The organism is Streptomyces sp. NPDC034037 (genome assembly GCF_055575715.1).
Genome location: NZ_JBVISC010000004.1, coordinates 385,901 through 403,966 on the forward strand (window position 1 = coordinate 385,901; position 18,066 = coordinate 403,966).

At 69.6% G+C, this 18,066-nt stretch carries 13 protein-coding genes; 7 read left to right on the plus strand and 6 right to left on the minus strand.

Annotated elements, in window-relative coordinates:
- Positions 1-13 precede the first annotated feature (13 nt).
- Positions 14-2,659, minus strand: a complete 2,646-nt coding sequence (gene fhuB / locus ACZ516_RS16965) for a Fe(3+)-hydroxamate ABC transporter permease FhuB (protein WP_469010812.1) — start codon at positions 2,657-2,659, stop codon at positions 14-16.
- Positions 2,660-2,761: 102 nt separating this feature from the next.
- Here fhuB and dhbA point away from each other — a divergent pair, with 102 nt between their 5' ends.
- The 5 genes from dhbA to ACZ516_RS16990 all read left to right on the plus strand — a co-directional run bounded on the left by dhbA (position 2,762) and on the right by ACZ516_RS16990 (position 7,870).
- A complete protein-coding gene (gene dhbA / locus ACZ516_RS16970) occupies positions 2,762-3,700 on the plus strand; it encodes a 2,3-dihydro-2,3-dihydroxybenzoate dehydrogenase (protein ID WP_469010813.1) in 939 nt (312 codons plus the stop codon).
- A 158-nt stretch (positions 3,701-3,858) separates the two neighbouring features.
- Positions 3,859-5,070, plus strand: a complete 1,212-nt coding sequence (dhbC, locus tag ACZ516_RS16975; protein ID WP_361077947.1) for an isochorismate synthase DhbC — start codon at positions 3,859-3,861, stop codon at positions 5,068-5,070.
- Entirely contained in the window at positions 5,067-6,794 is a 1,728-nt protein-coding gene (locus ACZ516_RS16980) for a (2,3-dihydroxybenzoyl)adenylate synthase (RefSeq protein ID WP_361077944.1), read from the plus strand. The genes dhbC and ACZ516_RS16980 overlap by 4 nt, the downstream gene beginning before the upstream one ends.
- A gap of 82 nt (positions 6,795-6,876) precedes the next feature.
- Positions 6,877-7,524, plus strand: a complete 648-nt coding sequence (locus tag ACZ516_RS16985; RefSeq protein WP_469010816.1) for an isochorismatase family protein — start codon at positions 6,877-6,879, stop codon at positions 7,522-7,524.
- Between the two features lie 106 nt (positions 7,525-7,630).
- Positions 7,631-7,870 (plus strand): phosphopantetheine-binding protein, encoded by a 240-nt coding sequence (locus ACZ516_RS16990; RefSeq protein ID WP_358697118.1) that lies wholly within the window; start codon positions 7,631-7,633, stop codon positions 7,868-7,870.
- A 46-nt stretch (positions 7,871-7,916) separates the two neighbouring features.
- Here the strand turns inward: ACZ516_RS16990 and ACZ516_RS16995 are convergent, their stop codons facing one another.
- Both ACZ516_RS16995 and ACZ516_RS17000 read right to left on the minus strand, forming a co-directional pair.
- Positions 7,917-8,660, minus strand: a complete 744-nt coding sequence (locus ACZ516_RS16995) for a maleylpyruvate isomerase family mycothiol-dependent enzyme (RefSeq protein ID WP_469010818.1) — start codon at positions 8,658-8,660, stop codon at positions 7,917-7,919.
- Between the two features lie 43 nt (positions 8,661-8,703).
- Complete coding sequence (locus tag ACZ516_RS17000) at positions 8,704-9,240, minus strand: MarR family winged helix-turn-helix transcriptional regulator (RefSeq protein WP_469010819.1); 537 nt, start codon at positions 9,238-9,240, stop codon at positions 8,704-8,706.
- Between the two features lie 147 nt (positions 9,241-9,387).
- On the opposite strand from ACZ516_RS17000, the gene ACZ516_RS17005 reads away from it, so the two are divergent.
- The gene (locus ACZ516_RS17005) at positions 9,388-9,801 is read left to right on the plus strand and encodes an organic hydroperoxide resistance protein (protein WP_358584872.1); all 414 of its coding nucleotides are present in this window, start codon (positions 9,388-9,390) and stop codon (positions 9,799-9,801) included.
- A 695-nt stretch (positions 9,802-10,496) separates the two neighbouring features.
- The gene (locus tag ACZ516_RS17010) at positions 10,497-11,897 is read left to right on the plus strand and encodes a hypothetical protein (RefSeq protein ID WP_469010821.1); all 1,401 of its coding nucleotides are present in this window, start codon (positions 10,497-10,499) and stop codon (positions 11,895-11,897) included.
- Positions 11,898-11,968: 71 nt separating this feature from the next.
- Here the strand turns inward: ACZ516_RS17010 and ACZ516_RS17015 are convergent, their stop codons facing one another.
- From ACZ516_RS17015 to ACZ516_RS17025, 3 genes are all read right to left on the minus strand, one after another.
- Positions 11,969-15,190, minus strand: coding sequence for a type I restriction endonuclease subunit R (locus ACZ516_RS17015; RefSeq protein ID WP_469010822.1), 3,222 nt, complete (start codon positions 15,188-15,190; stop codon positions 11,969-11,971).
- Positions 15,187-16,086: a restriction endonuclease subunit S gene (locus tag ACZ516_RS17020; protein WP_469010823.1), complete on the minus strand. Its 900-nt coding sequence runs from the start codon at positions 16,084-16,086 to the stop codon at positions 15,187-15,189. Before ACZ516_RS17020 ends, ACZ516_RS17015 begins: the two co-directional genes overlap by 4 nt.
- Positions 16,087-16,402: 316 nt before the next feature.
- A complete protein-coding gene (locus tag ACZ516_RS17025) occupies positions 16,403-18,037 on the minus strand; it encodes a class I SAM-dependent DNA methyltransferase (protein ID WP_469010825.1) in 1,635 nt (544 codons plus the stop codon).
- Positions 18,038-18,066 lie beyond the last annotated feature (29 nt).

Sequence of the window (18,066 nt, forward strand, 5' to 3'; positions counted from 1 at the left end):
CCGGTGCCGTCCGTCATACGCGCGTCGCCGCCGAGCGGCCCAGCAGGACCCACAGGAGGAACGGGCCGCCGAGGACCGTCGTGACGACGCCGACCGGCAGTTCCGATCCGTCGAAGGCGATCCGCCCGAGGGTGTCCGCGACGACCACGAGCACCGCGCCGGTCAGCATCGAGCCGACCAGCGGCACCCGCAGCGGGCCCGCGAGGCGGGAGGCGATGACGGGTGAGGCGAGGGCGACGAAGCCGACGGGCCCGCAGACGCCGACCGCGAGGCCGGCGAGCGCCACGGCGAGGAGCAGGCAGATCAGGCGGGTGCGCCCGGCATGGGAGCCGAGCGAGGCGGCGGTGGCGTCGTCGAAGCGCAGGACGCCGAGGTGGCGGGCGACGGCGAGGGCGAGCGGGACGAGGACGGCGAGGCCGATGAGGACGGGCACGGCGACGGAGTAGCCGCGGCCGTTGAGGCTGCCGGAGGTCCACACGTACAGCGAGCTTGCGGAGTTGAGGGAGCGCCGGGAGAGGACGACCTGGGTGGCGGCGGAGGCCAGCGCGGACATGGCGAGGCCGACGACGAGCACCCGGTAGCCGCGCTGGCCGAGCCCGCCGGAGACCAGCGTGACGACGACCACGGCGACGAGCGCGCCGATCGGGCCCGCCCACCAGGCGCCGAAGGACCCGGAGGCGCTGAAGGTGACGGAGACGAGGACGGCGGCGGTGGCGCCGTCGTTGACGCCGAGGAGTTCGGGGGTGGCGAGGCGGTTGCGGGCGAGGGTCTGCGTGAGGCACCCGGCGAGGCCGAGCGCGGCGCCCGCGGCGAGCCCGGCGACGATGCGGCCGAGCCGGAACTTCTGTACGAGCAGTACGTCGAAGTGGTCGCCCTGGCCGAGGACGGCCCGGAAGGTGCGGCCGACGCCCATCTCGCTCTGCCCGGCGTACGCGGAGAACACGACGGCGACCAGGAGGAGCGCGGCGAGCAGCAGCGCGGCGAGGGTGGCGCGGCGGGCGACGAGGAAGGAGAGGGGGCCGCGCCGCAGGACGTAGGTGTCGGCGGGGCGGGGGCGGGGGGTGCGCTGCTTCACCGGGCGGGTGTCGGGTTGCTCTGGGGGCCGCAGGGTGCCGGGTCGTTCGGGGGTTCGCAGGGTGCCGGGCCGTTCGGGGTGGCGGAGGGCGCCGGTCCGTCCGGGGATTTGCAGGTCGCCGGGCTGTCCAGGGGTTCGCAGGGTGCCGGGCCGTTCGGGGAGGCGGAGGTCGTCCGACCGATCGGGGAGGCAGAGGTCGTCCGGCCGTTCGGGGCGCCGGAGGTCACCGGGCCGATCGGGGAGCCGGATGTCGCCGGTCCGTTCGGGAGTTCGCAGGGACCCGGCCTGCCCGGGGAGCCGCAGGCCGCTGGCCCGCCCGGGGCCCCGCAGGACCCCGCCCCGTCCGAGGAACCGCAAAGCGCCAGTCAGGCGGCGCCGCCCGGAAGGCGCGCTCTCCTCCGTCGCGGGTTCCGTCATGCCCATCGTGCCGAACTGCCGGGAGCGGACGATGAGGATCAGTACGGGCGCGCCGATCAGCGCCACGATGACGGACACCGGCGCCTCGTACGGGCGGGAGACCACGCGGGCGGCGACGTCCGAGACGGTCAGGACGCAGGCGCCGATGAGGCCCGCGAGGAGCAGCCGGGCCGGCAGCCGGGTGCCCGCGAGGGCGCGGGCGAGGAAACCGGCGAGGAGGCCGAGGAAGGAGATGGGGCCGGCGAGCGCGACAGCGGCGGCCGTCAGCAGGGTGACGCCGACGGCGACGACGGTACGGATCACGGGCGGCCGGTGGCCGAGACCGCGGGCCAGATCGTCGCCGAGGGCGAGGGCGGACAGCGGGCGGGCGACCAGCACGGCCACCAGGAAGCCGGCGGCGAGGACGGGGGCCAGCCGCCCCAGTTCGCCGTAACCCTCGACGCCCGCGAGGGACCCGAGCACCCAGAAGCGGAACTTGTCGTACGTCTCCGCGGAGTTGACGACGATCACGCTGGTGAGGCCGCCGAAGGTGGCGCCGAGCGCCGATCCGGCGAGCACGAGCCGCATGGGAGAGCCGCCGCCCTTGCGTCCGGCGATGAGCAGCACGAGGCCGCTGGCGACCACGGCACCGGCGAACGCGCAGCCGAGATAGGCGAAACCGGAATCGACTCCGAGCAGCGCGATGCCCGCGACGACGCCCAGTGAGGCACCGGCGTTGACGCCGAGCAGGCCGGTCTCGGCGAGCGGGTTGCGGGTGACCGCCTGGAGCAGGCACCCCGCGACGCCGAGCGCCCCGCCGACGAGCAGCGCGGTCAGGGTGCGGGGGATGCGCAGGTCGCCGACGACGAGGGCGAGGCGGGCGTCGTCGCGCGCGCCGTCGCGGTTCAGGAGGTAGTCGAGGACTCCGCCCGGTCCGATCTCGCCGGCGCCGACGCAGAGCGAGAGGGCCACCAGGAGCAGCAGGGCGAGGGTGAATCCGGCGACGGCGAGGGCGACGGTGCGGGATCGGGGTGGCGCGGTGGGTGCGGGGTGCTCTGGTGTCGGCCCGAGGGCTCCCCTCCCGGTGTCCGCTTCGGGGTCGCTTTCCCGGTCCCTTTCGGCCAACCCGCCCGGCTTTTCGGGCTGTTGGGGTGCTCGGGGCGTGGTGCCCGCTGTCGGCGTGCGCATAAGGTGAGGCTAGCCTAACTATGTCGACAGGGTGGCGACCTCTGGGCAGTGGTTATACGTTAGGTTAGGCTTACCTAAAAAGTAGGGGGAGGTCGCTCACTCATGCCTGAGCACATACCGAACGGGGCGCCCGCCGACGGCGAGTTCGCCGGGCGTACGGCTCTGGTGACCGGCGCGGGCCAGGGCATCGGCGCCGCCGTCGCCACCGCCCTCGCGGCCCGGGGCGCGCACGTCGTCGCCACCGACCGCTCGGCGCACGGCATCGACGAACTGGCCGCCGCCGCGCGGGGGACGGGCGTCTCCGCACGGGGGACGGTCGCCTCTGTACGGGGGGTCGCCTCTGTACGGGGGGCGGCCACCTCCGCACGGGGGACTGTCGCCTCCGCAGCGGGGACGGCCGGCGGCACGCGGGGGACGGCCGGTGCCATCACGCCGCGCGTCATGGACGTCACCGACTCCGCCGCCGTCACCGCCCTCGTCGACGACGTCGTACGCGAGCACGGCGCCCTCGACCTCCTCGTGAACGTCGCGGGCATCCTGCGGACCGCGCCCGTCGCCGAACTGACCGACGCCGACTGGGCCGAGACCTTCGCCGTCAACACCACCGGCGTCTTCCACACCTCGCGTGCCGCCGCCGCCCACATGACGGCGCGCGGCTCCGGCTGCATCGTCACCGTCGCCTCCAACGCGGCCGGGATCCCCCGCACGGGCATGGCCGCGTACGCCGCGTCGAAGGCGGCGGCCACGATGTTCACCAAGTGCCTCGGGCTGGAGATCGCCCGCAGCGGGGTGCGGTGCAACGTCGTCGCGCCCGGGTCCACGGACACCGCCATGCAGCGGGCGCTGTGGCCCGAGGGGCAGCAGGACGTGCCGCGCAGCGTCATCGACGGCGACCCCGCGACGTACCGCACCGGCATTCCCCTCGGCCGGATCGCCGCGCCCCAGGACGTCGCCGAGGCGGTGCTGTTCCTCGCCTCGGAGCGGGCCCGGCATGTGACCTTGCAGGAGTTGTACGTGGACGGGGGCGCGACGTTGCGGTGAGTCCCCCGGCGGGGGCGGGGGCGGGGGACTTGACCGCCGCTGCGCGGCGGATGTCGCCCACCCACCCACCCGTTTGCCCCGCATCCCCCCGTACCGAACGAACCACCCCTCCCCGGACCCACCGCGGGGCGTACCCCGCCCCCAGAAACGGAGCCCCCGTGTCGACGGCACCCGAAGTCGCCACGCACGTCACGACGGCGGCCGAACAGGCCCACCCCGCCGTGGGCGCGGCCACCGCCCTCCTCGACGCCTACACCCCCGGCGAACGCTTCCTCGCGACCCCCACCCGCACCCTCCTCTCCGAGGGCGGCGTCCACGCCCACGTGCCACACGACGACAGACCCCTGCCGCACCGCGTGGCCGCCACCCTGGCCGGCGCCCGCCGCGCCGGGCTCACCAGGCCGTACGTCGTCGGCGCCGTCCCCTTCGACCACACCGCGCCCGCCGCGCTCGCCGTCCCCGCGGCCGTGCGCACCGCGCCGCCGCTCACCGCGGACCCGCTCATCGCGCTGCCCGCCGAGACGCCGGACGCCACCGACTGGCACATCCGTCCGGTACCGGCGCCCGAGGAGTACGGCGCCGGCGTGGCCGCCGCCGTAGAGCGCATGTGGCGCGGCGACTTCAGCAAGGTCGTCCTCGCCCGCACCCTCGAACTGACCGCGCCCGCCCCGCTGAACATCCCCCTGATGCTCCAGCGCCTGGCCCGCCGCGACCCCTCCGGCTACACCTTCGCGCTGCCGACGGCCCCCGGCCGCACCCTGATCGGCGCCAGCCCCGAGCTGCTCGTCTCGCGCCGCGGCCACCAGGTCGTCGCCAACCCCCTCGCCGGTTCGACGCCCCGCAGCGACGACCTCGCCGAGGACGTGCGCCGCGCCGCCGCGCTCCTGGAGTCCGCCAAGGACCTGCACGAGCACGCGGTCGTGGTCGACGCCGTTCACCAGGCGCTCGCCTCGTTCTGCACGGACCTGACCGTCCCGGCCCGCCCCACCCTGATCCGCACCGCCACCATGTGGCACCTGTCCACCACCCTCACCGGCACCCTCGCCGCCCCCGACGCCTCGGCCCTCGAACTGGCCTGCGCCCTGCACCCCACCCCCGCGGTCTGCGGCACCCCGACCGCCACCGCCCGCGAGGTGATCCGCGAGACCGAGCCGTTCGACCGCGGCTTCTTCACCGGCATGATCGGCTGGGGCGACGCGAACGGCGACGGCGAGTGGGTCGTCACGATCCGCTGCGCCGAGGCCGAGGAGCGCTCCCTGCGGCTGTACGCGGGCGCGGGCGTCGTCGCCGCGTCGGACCCTGCGGCGGAGACCGCGGAGACGGGCGCGAAGTTCCGCACGTTCCTGAACGCGGTGGGAGCCGAGCTGTGAGCACCCCCGAGGCGCCGACGTGGCCCGAGGAGTTCGCCGCCCGCTACCGCGAGGCCGGCTGGTGGCGCGGCGAGACCTTCGGCCGGATGCTGCGCGAGCGCGCGGCCGAGCACCCCGACCGGATCGCGATCGTCGACCCCGCGGGGGACTCCGCCGGGGACCCGGCCGGGGCCCGCCGCTGGACGTACGGCGAACTGGACCGCCGGGCCGACCGCCTCGCGGCCGGCCTGCTCGCCCGCGGCATCACCAAGGGCGACAAGGTGGTCGTCCAACTCCCCAACATCGCCGAGTTCTTCGAGACCGTCTTCGCCCTGTTCCGCATCGGCGCCCTGCCGGTCTTCGCGCTGCCCGCGCACCGCGAGACGGAGATCCGCTACTTCTGCGAGTTCACCGAGGCCGCCGCGTACGTCATCCCCGCCGAGGACGGCGGCTTCGACTACCGCGACCTGGCGGCGCAGGTCCTGGCCGCCGTCCCCACCCTGCGCCACGTCTTCGTGGCCGCCGGCGACCCGGGCGCCTTCGAGGCCCTGTCCGACGTACCCGTCGACCCGATCACCGATCCGGTCACCGACCCGGTCAGCGACCCGCTCACCGTCCCTGACCCGCCCGGCCCCTCCGACCTGGCCTTCCTCCAGCTCTCCGGCGGTTCCACGGGCGTCCCGAAGCTGATCCCGCGCACGCACGACGACTACATCTACTCGCTGCGCGGCTCGAACGAACTCTGCGGCGTCGACGCGTCGTCCGTGTACCTGGTCGCCCTCCCCGCGGCGCACAACTTCCCGCTCTCCTCGCCCGGTTCGCTCGGCGCGCTGTACGCGGGCGCCCGCGTCGTGCTCTGCCCGCGGCCCGCCCCCGAGGTCGCCTTCCCGCTCATCGAGTCCGAGGGCGTCACCATCACGGGCCTGGTCCCGCCGCTCGCCCTGGTCTGGACGGAGGCGGCGCCTTCATCGACGTACGACCTGTCCAGCCTGGAAGTGTTGCTGGTGGGCGGCGCCAAGTTCAGCGAGGAGGCGGCGCGGCGCGTGCGGCCCGCGCTGGGCTGCACGCTCCAGCAGGTCTTCGGCATGGCGGAGGGCCTGGTCAACTACACGCGTCTGGACGACCCGGACGAGACGATCGTGACCACGCAGGGCCGGCCGATCTCCCCCGACGACGAGATCCGGATCGTCGACGACGAGGACAACGACCTGCCCGTCGGCGCGAGGGGCCACCTCCTGACCCGCGGCCCGTACACGATCCGCGGCTACTGGAAGGCGCCCGAGCACAACGCCCGCTCCTTCACCCCGGACGGCTTCTACCGCACCGGCGACATCGTCCGCCTCACCGGGACGGGCCACCTGGTCGTCGAGGGGCGGGCGAAGGACCAGATCAACCGCGGTGGCGAGAAGATCGCGGCCGAGGAGGTCGAGAACCACCTCCTCGCCCACCCGTCCGTGCACGACGCCAACGTCGTCGCCGAACCGGACCCCTACCTCGGCGAACGCACCTGCGCGTACGTCATCCTGCGCGCCGGCGCGGAGCCGCTGAAGCCGGTGGCGGTCAAGAAGTTCGTACGCGGCCGGGGCCTCGCGGCGTACAAGGTGCCGGACCGCGTCGAGTTCGTGGAGGCGTTCCCGCAGACGGGCGTCGGCAAGATCTCGAAGAAGGACCTGCGGGCGGCGGCGTCCGCCACGCGGGCACCCGTCCCACAGCCCGGGGACGCGTCCCAGCCCACGCAAACCTGAACCGGCGTGCCTGGGCCCGCGAGCCTGCACGCACGTCTGAACGCGCACCCTCAACGCACACTGAACGGAACACGTCACCACCATGGCCCTGCCCGCCATCGCCCCGTACCCGATGCCGTCCGCCGACGAGCTGCCCGCCAACCGGGTCGACTGGAAGGTCGACCCGGCCCGCGCCGTGCTCCTCGTGCACGACCTGCAGAACTACTTCCTGTCGGCGTACGACCGCGACGCCTCCCCCGTGCCGGAACTGCTCGCGCACGTGGCCGAGTTGAAGCGGACGGCGGACCGGCTCGGCGTGCCGGTCCTGCACACCGCGCAGCCGGGCGGCCAGACGCCCGAACAGCGGGGCCTCCAGCAGGACTTCTGGGGTCCGGGCCTGCCGGACGACGAGCAGGCGGCGGCGCTCGCCCCGGAGATCGGCCCGGCGCCCGCCGAGACGGTCCTCACCAAGTGGAAGTACAGCGGTTTCGTCCGCACCGACCTGCTGGAGCGGCTGCGCGAACAGGGCCGCGACCAGCTGGTCATCACCGGCGTCTACGCCCACATCGGCGTCCTGATGACGGCGTGCGACGCGTGGATGCAGGACATCCAGGCGTTCGTGGTGGCCGACGCGGTGGCCGACTTCTCGGCGGACGACCACGCGATGGCGCTGCGCTGGGCGGCGGGCAAGTGCGCGGTGGTCACGACGACGGCGAGGGTCTTCGACGACGCCGGCCACGACGCGATCTGAAGACTCAGGCCCCTGAGGCCTTTGAGGCCCCTGAGGGCCTGACAGGCCTGGTGGCCCTACCTGCCCCTGACTGACCCTGACTGCCCTGACGGCAAGGAGCGACACCGTGACCACGACCCCTCTGACCCTCGACCAGCTGCGCGCGGACGTGGCCGACGTCCTCGGCGAGGACCCGGCGGACATCCCCGTGGACGAGAACCTCGTCGACTACGGCCTCGACTCCGTACGCCTGATGAGCCTGCTGGGCCGCTGGCGCCGCGACCACGGCGTGACGGCGTCGTTCGCGGACCTGGCGGAGCAGCCGGCGCTGGAGAAGTGGGTGCCGCTGCTGACGCGGGAGGCGTAGGTCTCGGCGGACGTATACAGGAGGTCGAGTCCGTTCAGAAGGCGGATCAGAAGGCGGAGTTGTCGAACCACCGGTCGAGCAGCTCCGGGTCGCCGGCGGTCCGGAAGGCCTCCGCGTCGCGCCCGAGCCGCCCATAGAGCAGCAGGAGCAGATCGGCGGCGGCCCCGCGCACGGAGGCGTCGGCGTCCTGCCCGGTGGCGCGGATGAGCCCGAACCCGTCGCTCCGCAGCTGTACGAGCCACTCCTGACCGGTGTCGTCGGCGCGGAACCGGAGGACTTCGTCCCGGCCGCGCAGTCGGGCGACGCCGGGTGCGAAGGGCGTGGCGTAGGGCAGATTGACGAGGAACTCGTCCACGCCGTCGGCCGCGAGCACCGGGTCGATCACGGTCGGCAGCCCCAGGGCGGCCTCGGCGTCGGTGCGGTGCACCAGGGTCTCGTACAGCATGCGCCGGACCCAGAAGCGGGCGTGCGGGTCGGCGCCCCAGGTCCACATGGGCGCGCCGGTGTCGACCTCGGCGAAGGCGCGGGCGGCCAGCTCCGCGCCGGCGACGAGCCAGGCACCGTACGCGTCCTCGCGCTCGGGCAGATCGAGTTGGACCTCCCGCGTGCGCGGCGCTTCCTGGACCCCGGCGCGCAACAGGGCGGCGAACCACCGCTGCACGCCCCCGGTGTGCCGGACCAGATCGAGGAGCGTCCAGCCCGGACAACCGGGCACGGGAGCGGAGAGATCGCCCTGTTCGAGGAGGGCGGCGAACCGCCGGGTCTCACGGGCGACGGCGTCGGCGTGCAAGTCCGCGCCAAGCCCACTTCGAGGACCGCCACCAGCCCCGAGGTCACCGGACACAGTCACGCGCACCCCCTCCCCCTTCGGTTTCCGTACCGGCTTCCGTGCCGGCCGTGTCGAGGGCGTGGGTCAGCGCGTTGAGCCGGGAGCGCAGGTCGCGTACCTCGTCCAGGGAGAGCCCGGTGGACGAGGCGATGGTGCGCGGCACGGCGAGGGCCTTCTCCCGCAGCTCGACGCCCTGCTCCGTGGGCCGCACCGAGACGGACCGCTCGTCCTCGACGCTGCGCCGCCGCTCCACGTACCCGGCGGCCTCCAGCCGCTTGAGCAGCGGGGACAGCGTCCCGGAGTCCAGCCGCAGCCGCTCCCCGATCTTCTTGACGGGCAGCTCGCCGTGCTCCCAGAGGACGAGCATGACGAGGTACTGGGGGTAGGTGAGCCCGAGATCCTTCAGGGCGGTCCGATAGACGCCGTTGAAGGCGCGGGCGGCGGCGTGCAGCGAGAAGCAGACCTGCTGGTCGAGCCGTAGAAAGTCCTCGTCCCGGTCCGCGCCACCGCGCGGCGCGCGGGACTCCTTGACGTTGTCCATCCCCCCACTCTACCGGCACCCCCCTACACACAACCAAGTCACACACAACTAGGTTGCACACAATTAAATAGCGTGCTCTACTAAACACCTCGGTTCCCACGGGTGACCGCGAACGGACCGCGAAAACCAGCAGGAAGAAGGAGAATCATGGACGCGCTGTACACCGCTGTGGCCACCGCCAACGGCCGCGAGGGCCGCGCCGTCAGCTCCGACGGCCAGATCGACCTCCCGCTCGGCTTCCCCACCGCCCTCGGCGGCAACGGCAAGGGCACCAACCCCGAGCAGCTCTTCGCGGCGGGCTACGCGGCCTGCTTCGCCAGCGCCATGGGCAACATCGCGCGCCAGGAGAAGATAGACGTCTCGGACGTCTCGGTGACGGCGGAGGTCAGCATCGGCAAGGACACGGACGGCGGCTTCGGCCTCTCCGTGATCATGCGCGCGGAACTCCCCGACCACCTCCAGGGCCCCGCCGGCGAGGAGCTCCTCAAGAAGACCCACGCCTTCTGCCCCTACTCCAAGGCCACGCGCGGCAACATCCCCGTGGAACTGGTCATCGAGTAACCACCCCCGCCCTTCACCTCGGCACCCCCGAACGACCACCCGCTACACTGACGGCGGTGACGCGCTCCCCAGGGACCCGCGCCACCATGCCTCGCCTTCGTGGGGCTTGGAGAAAACCCCATCACTGCAGGTCAGCGGGTAATCGCCAGCCTCGCTCAGAACGCATGACTCCCAACCTGAGAACGCTCAGCGAATCGCTGCAGGTCAGCGAGGGCATCCGTTCATGCACCGCGGAGACTGCCTCCCGACTCCGAAGTCCCGTCGATCAAGTGAGCGGGAGGCACCTCTTCACTCTCCTGCGCGCTGCCGCGCGACACGGGCACGGCTCCGGGAAGCTCGTATCCACCCCACCCATCCGGACCAAGGGATCGCTCGGTCGCTGTATCTGTCACGCGCCCCACGAACATCGTCGCGACGAGGCCCAAGCGCTACAGAGCTAGGATGCCCACGGCTGTCGATCAAGGGGGTACGACATGGTGGGCGCGCAGAGGCCCGAGCTACTGCCGGACTGCGACGTGCCGACCCAACGCAGACAACCAGATGACTTCGTCACGACCTGCCTTGTCCGCCTGGCCGACGAGTCACTCGGTGACGCCTGGCGGACATCCGCCCTGACAGCGTGCATGGTCCGTGGAGGTTCTGCACTCGCTGCGGCGACATTCATGGTTCAGACTCCAGGACCCTGGTACGAGGACTTGCGACGCATCTTGCGGTTGTCTGGGGTCAATGTCGATCGGCCGGCGTACTCCAGCGCCGACTACACCGTCGGCCTCTGCTACGTCGCAGGCATCAAGGGCCTCCCGGCAGGTCTGCGGCACCGCGCAGCTGACGCGCTGGTGCATCGCGCGAACGACGCCGGCTACGCGGAAGCCCGACACCTGCTGCCCAAGAACGGCTGGAGCTGGTTGGCGGACGCGGTACGTGAGGGGTGGGCCGTGTGGACCGCGCAGCTCTTCGCCCAGGACGAGACGGCCCCGCTCACGACACGTATGAGAGTCGGTCTGGCCCTCGCCGAGCACGAGCATCCTGCTGGCTACGTACCGACAGCTCTGGAGCGGCTTGCGGCACACCCGGGTGCGGCAAGCAAAGATCGTCTCGCCCTGGCCGTCGCCGTGGGGCAGCGCGCCCCCAAGGACGCGACGGGTCTGCTCTGCTGCGTCGCGTCCGACTCGATCGTTCAAGCCGGCCACCGGATGCAGGCCATTGAACTGTTGGACGCGATCGACCCGGTGAAGGCTGAGGAGATGCGGGCCCTGCAGACCCGCCTTCCCTCCGCCCGGACGTCTCGTGACCAACAGCGAGACGCCGCCGCGCGCGCGGAGCAGGAAGCGGCAGCGCGGCGCGAGCGGGAGACCCCTGCGGCGGTCAAAGAGCGCCTCGATTCCAAGGTGGAGGAGCTTCTGGACGATCTCCGTGGCCGCGGCTCGGCGGACTGGCTGGCCGATGACCTCGACAACCACATCGCGGAGAGCGACTGGAACCAGGTTGCCCAGGACATCGCCGACATCTGCGGTCTGGTCCGTGGCGAGGAGGTCGAGTCCTCGCTCCGCCTGCTGGAAGTCCTCACGCAGATCAGGTACGGCGACGAGGCCAGTCCGACGTCGAGCACTTCCGACCTAGAGAAGCGAGGTGATCTGGACTTTCCCCGACTCACTCGGGAGGAGCTGACAGGTTACGCGCGTGCCAAGGCAGAGCGCTCCTGGACCTTCTGGAGGGAGCTCGTCGAAAAGCATGGTTGGAATGACGACAAGCTCTATGAACTCGACCGTCAGGCAGACGAGGTGGACCGGAACGTTGCCGACTCGCTCTGCCAGAAGGCCGGCGATCACCTGCGAGCCCTGCAACAGTTCCTGGTGTGGGAGCTCTGGCCCGCTCTCGTGAACGCCGCGGAGCGCCGAAACTACGGCGCAGCGCGCGGCCACCTGGCGACAGCCCGACTCCTTGGGGACGAAGCAGAGCACGCCGAGGTCCTGTGGAGATCAGCAACGCTCGAGAACTACTCCTTTGACCCTCGGGCCATGTCCTGGCCCCGTGACTTCTGGCTGGTGCTGGAACAATGGCGACGAGGCGCTCCTGTCCCTGACGCTCGGGACTGATCCGGCCGCTGGCGCGTACCACGCGACCGGATCTCTCCTCAGCACGCCGCCAACCATGCCAGGGGCCATACCTACTTCGCCTTGGGCGCCCACTCCTGCGCGAAGGTCTCCATCTGCTTGAGAACCAGGTCGACGGCCTCGCGCTCCTCCTCCGGGGGGTAGTCGAACTTCGCGAGCACCCGACGGATGCGGGAGCGAAGCTTGGCTCGGACAGGCTCCCGGGAAAGCCAGTCGACGGACAGGTTCTCCCGGATGTCCTTCACGAGCGCGCGGGCGATCCGGGCGAGGGTGTCGTCTCCACCCGTGATGAGCTCGGCCATGTTGCGGTGCGCGACGGCGTCGTAGAAGGCGAGTTCGGCGTGGCTCAGCGGTGGGTCGAAGTGCTCGCCACGGCGGGCCTCCACGGCAATCTCCGCTGCCATGGCGGCCAGTAGGGCGATTGTCTGGGCGCTAGTCAGCTGCTGGAGCATGTAGCGCCTCATCAGATCGTCGAGACGCTCAGCAAAACTCTCGTGGCGGACGATGTTGTGCTTGGTGACTTCACGCATCTTCTGCTGGATCAGGCGCCGCAGGGCCTCGGCGACGAGGTGCGGCGTCTCGGAGTTCTCCAGCTTGTGCAGCTGGGCCTCGTTGAGGTGGGTGATGTCCAGCTTGCCTATGCCGGCCTGTTCGTACAGGTCCGTGATGTCGTCGGCGTCGACGACGGAGGCAGCGAGCTGCTTGAGGTAGAGCTGGATCTCCGCGGAGAGGGGTTCGCCCTTCGCCTCCCGATCGGCGGCGTCGAGCTTGACCATCCAGGCACGGACCTCGGTAAAGAAGGCAATGTCGCGCCGCCAGTTCTCCAGGTCCTCGCAGCGCTCGACGATTTCCCGGCTCATGGAGCAGATCCGGTAGTAGCGCTCCAGGCGGTAGGCGCTCTCCTTGAACTTCGTGGACAGCGGCTTGGCGTCACCCTCTACCTGATTGCCGGGGGTCTTCGGGTCGCGCAGATAGTTGGAGACCAGTCGCAGCGCACGCTTGCGGGGCTCCGGGTGCGCGGTGTCGGCGAGGAACTCCTTCCAGCGGCTACCGGCCAGGAGTCCCTTGATGTCGTTGAGTTCGTTCTTGACGTGGGTGATCGCTCGCTCGATGTCCGCGCCGAGCGTCTTGTCCTCCTGGTCGCTGGGCGAGTATTCGCCGAGCGCCTTCGTGAGGTGGTCGGTGAGTGGGGCGTAGCCGACGAGGAGGCCGTCCTGCTTGCCGCGGAAGCGACGATTGACGCGGGCGAGGGCCTGCATGAGGTTCGCACCCTGCATCGGACGGTCCATGTAGAGGGTGTGAATGGGCGGAGCGTCGTAGCCAGTGAGCAGCATCGAGTGGACGATGAGCAGCTCGAGTGCATCGTCGGGGTCCTTGGCACGCTTCTGGACGATCTTCTGCTGGGACTTGCGCAGGCCGTGCTTGCGGAGAAATTCGAGGTCGGTGGGGTCGCTGTGAAAGACGATCTTCATGACGCCCTCATCGACCTTGTCGCTCGCCCAGTCGGGGCGTCGCTTGGCGAGGACGTCGTACAGCCGCACGCAGATCTCACGGGTGGCGCAGACGACCATCGCCTTGCCGGGGCCGCCGATCTGCGGCTTCATGAGCTCGCGGCGCTGCTCCCAGTGCTCGATCAGGTCGTCGGCGAGGGTCGCTATGCGGTCGTCTGCGCCGTACACGGTGTTCATGGTGGCGGCGCTCTGCATGGCACGGCGGCGCTCGGCGTCGTCCATACCCTCGGTCAGAGCGTTGGCCTGCTCGTCGATGGCGTCGGGGTCGACGCCGGGCGGGAGGGAGACGTCGATGACCCGTGGCTCGTGGTAGACACGCACGGTGGCGTCGTCGTCCACGGCCCGCTTGAGGTCGTAGCGGTCGATCTCCGCCCCGAACACTGCCCACGTGTCGGCTTCGGCCTTGGAGATCGGGGTGCCAGTAAAGGCGATGAACGTGGCATACGGGAGCGCGTCGCGCAGGTGGCGGGCGTATCCATCCAGACTGTCGTAGTGGGAACGGTGCGCCTCATCGACGACGACCAGGATGTTGCGGCGCTCGGAGAGCCGCGGATGGCTGACGCCGGTGGCCTTCTCCTCAGGAGTGAGCCCGAACTTCTGCAGCGTCGTGAAGATGATCCCGCCGGTGCGTCGACTCGACAGCTCGGTGCGCAGCTCCTCGCGGGTGGTCACCTGGAGGGGTGCCTGGCGGAGGAGGGTTGTGCTGTCCTGGAACGTCTCGTACAGCTGGTCGTCGAGGTCGTTGCGGTCGGTGACCACGACGATGGTGGGGTTGTTCAGCGCCGGGTGCCGGGACACCAGCGCGGAGGTCTCCACCATCTCCTCGGACTTGCCTGCGCCCTGCGTGTGCCAGACGACGCCGGCTTGGCCGTTGCTGCGCGACGCCTCGACGATCGCGTTCACGGCCTTGGTGACGGCGTAGTACTGGTGCGGCTTCGCGATCCGCTTGCCGGTCGGCGTGAAGTTGACGAAGTTGGCCGCGAGGGAGAGGAAGCGGGGCTGGGTGAACAGCCCGTAGAGGGCGAGATTCAACGCCTCCAGACCGTCGTAGTCGGGGGCATTGGTGTCGACGCGCTTGCCGTCCTCGTCCACGTTCCACGGGGCGAAGTGCTCGTACGGCGTGAATACCGTGCCGTACTTCGCGGTGATGCCGTCCGAGACGAGGCACAGCACGTTGTAGCGGAACGCGATCGGAAACTCGGTGACGTACGTCTGGATCTGCGCGTGCGCGTCCTTGAGCGTCGCGTTCTCAGCGGCGGCGCTCTTCAGCTCGACGACGGCAAGCGGAAGACCATTGACGTAGAGGACGACGTCGAAGCGGCGGTGACCGCCGTTGCTGTCCCGCAGGGTGACCTGCTTGACGACGAAGTACGTGTTCGCGTCAGCGTTGTTGAAGTCCACGAGGCGGACGGTCGGGCTCTGCTCGGCGCCGAAGTCGTCGGTGTACGTGAGGCGGATGCCAGAGACCATGTAGGCGTGCGCCTGCTTGTTCTCCGGGTACGCCTCCGCGGACCGCACGTCGGTCGCGATGCGGAGAGCGTCACGAACGGCCTTGGGCGGCAGCTCGGGGTTCAGCCGCTCGATGGCCTCCTTGAGCTCATCGTGTAGGACGAGGTCGTCCCAGTCCGCCCGCTGCCCGGTTCCGGGAGCGATGTCCTCGCTCTCCTTCACCTCCCAGGCGAGCTCGGCAAGCTGGTCCATGGCCAGGCTCTCCCACGTGGCCTCGGTCATCTTGCCGTCGCGCTTCGCGCGGTCGCTCGTCATACGGCGTCCTCCACGATCCGCTCCGCGTCGCGGACGCGCAGCTCGCCGGACATAAGTTGAGGGAGTAGGGCGTCGCGAAGGGCAACGAGGGTGATCGACTCCATACGCGCTTGATCTGACCGCGAGAGGAGCGGCGACATGCGATCTGTCAGAGCGTCGATCTGCGCCTGTTCCGGCATCACGAACCTGAATTCCGGGAGCGCCTTCACGCTCATGTGCAAAACCGTCGTGCCATTGCAGTAGCTCATCACGTGCTCACGGAACTGCGGCATCGAAAGCAACGCCAACAGGTATTCGGGAGTAAGCGAGTCACGAGGGCGGACAACTGCAAGATCCAAGCTAGCAACGAGAGTCCCACCCACGCCAAGACTCGTCACACGCATTGGCCTACCGATAACCTCGGCTTTCTGCGTCAAGTCAGTGTGAGCAACCACCACTTCGCCATCGGCAACGACCTGTGACTCCTTGAAGTCACCCGAGAACCGCTTGAGCCCAGAATGCCGGAAAAAACCATCTCTACCGACACACTTTAGCGAGACCAACCAGTTGCCCCCTTCCCCCAAGTCGACACTACGATATGAATTACCCTTGGTAATTAGAGCCTTGTCACCAAGAAACGCCTCCGAACCAACCGTGTGCTCAATCACGTATTGGCCATGAGACATCGCCAAGCGGCTAGCCGTAGTTGCGATGCTTTCATTGACTGCAATCTTGTCATCCAATGCCCCAAGGACACCAACTACACCCTCTTGTTGCGCCCGAGACGGGATCCGCAGCTTGAGCGACAAGATGTCACCCAAGCTAATGAAGTCCGCCATGTCGGTTTGCCCCTTTAGGGCATTCGCCTGAATCCAGAAATCGGCACTCCTGAACCAGTAGTACAGATATCGCGCCATCAGTGGACCATCTGCGCATGGCCGGAAATAGCACAGCTGCGGGCTGTAGGCATACCGTGGGGATTCAGGCGGAATCAAGGCAACCCGACCCACAGTTCCCTTGACAGTGAGGACAATGTCTCCGGGGCGGGAGACCTTTGGGCCATGATCCCCAGAGCGGCTCTCTAGAGAAGAGCTGAAATCGGGCGACCCAATCTTACCGTCCAAGACATCTGCAACCCTCAAAATGGGGAGTTCCTGGCTAACCGATCGAGGTCGTCCGGCGCCGACTTCAATCTGATTCTCATTGGCCAGCTCTGCAAGCGACACCATTCGCTCAGCCATCGGTCCTCCCCAGCTGCTTCCGAACGACCGCGTCGAGCCGCGCGGACTCGTCGAGGTGAGCGAAGAGTTCCTTTGTCAGGCGTGCGATGCGCTCGGTGACCGGCTCGGCGTCCGGGTCCTCCTCTGCCTCAGCCGCGCCGACGTACCGTCCCGGGGTGAGCACGTGATCCTGTTTGGCGACCTCCTCCAGCGTGGCGCTGTAGCAGAAGCCGGGCACGTCCTCGTACGAGAGCTCCTTCTCTTTGGCGGACGCGGTGCCGCGCCACGCATGGTACGTGTCGGAGATCTTCTCCAGGTCCTCGTCTGTGAGAACGCGCTCAGTGCGGTCGATCATCGTTCCCATTGCGCGAGCGTCGATGAAGAGCACCTGGCTCCGTCGGTCCTCCAGCGCCTTCGTGCCCTGCGGGGTCTTGTCCTTGGCGAGGAACCACAGGCACGCCGGAATGGCCGTTGTCCGAAACAGGTTTCCCGGAAGGGCGATCATGCAGGCAACCAGGTCGGCCTCGACCAGCGACGCACGGATCTCGCCCTCGCCAGACTGCTTCGAGGACATGGAGCCGTTCGACAGGACAACGCCGGCCGAGCCGCGGTCTCCCAGCTTGGAAACGATGTGCTGAAGCCAGGCGTAGTTGGCGTTGGCCTGCGGCGGCACTCCGAACTTCCAGCGCGAGTCGTCCGTCTTCCTCGCCCAGTCAGACATGTTGAACGGCGGGTTCGCCATGACGAAGTCGGCCTTGAGGTCAGGCAGCTTGTCGTCGTCGAAGGTGTCGCCCCAACGGTCACCGACGCCCTTAGGGTCCATGCCATGGATGGCCAGGTTCATCTTCGCCAGGCGCCACGTGCGCTCGTTGGCCTCCTGGCCGTACACCGCGATGTCGTGGCTGTGGTCCCGACCGCGCCGCTTCATGACGAACTTGCCGGACTGGACGAACATGCCGCCCGAGCCGCAGGCCGGGTCATAAACACGGCCCTCGTACGGCTCCAGGACCTCCACGATCAGGCGCACCACGCTCGCCGGGGTGTAGAACTCTCCCGCGCGCTTGCCCTCGGCCCTCGCGAACTTCTCCAAAAAATACTCGTAGACCTCGCCGAGCACGTCCTGTGCCGGGCGGTCTCCGTGCCCGGTGAAGCGGGCGTCGCTGATCAGATCAACGAGCTGCTTCAGCCGACTCTGGTCGACGTTGTCGCGGTTGAAGATCTTCGGGAGGACGCCGGTGAGGGTCTTGTTGGCCTTCATCACCTCGTCCATCGCGTCGTCGAGGAGCTTGCCGACGCCGCCCTCCGCGCTGGCCGCGTTCTCGGCGATGTAGTCCCAGCGGGCGGTCTGCGGCACCCAGAAGACGTCCTTCTTGGTGTACTCGTCGCGCTCCTCCAGGAAGGCGCCGCGGCGGTGCTCCGGGATCTCCGCGAGCTCGGGGTCGGCGGCCAGCTCGGCGCGCCGCTCCGCGAAGGCGTCGGAGACGTACTTCAGAAAGACCAGTCCGAGGACGAACTCCTTGTACTGGGCGGCGTCCATGGAGCCGCGGAGCTTGTCGGCGGCCTTCCACAGGATGTCCTGGATCTCCTTGGTGCTGGAGACGCCGGGCAGTTCGCCCTGACCGGCGGTGGCTCGCTTGCGCGGGGGCATCGTTCCTTCTTCCTCGTTCCTTGGTGGCG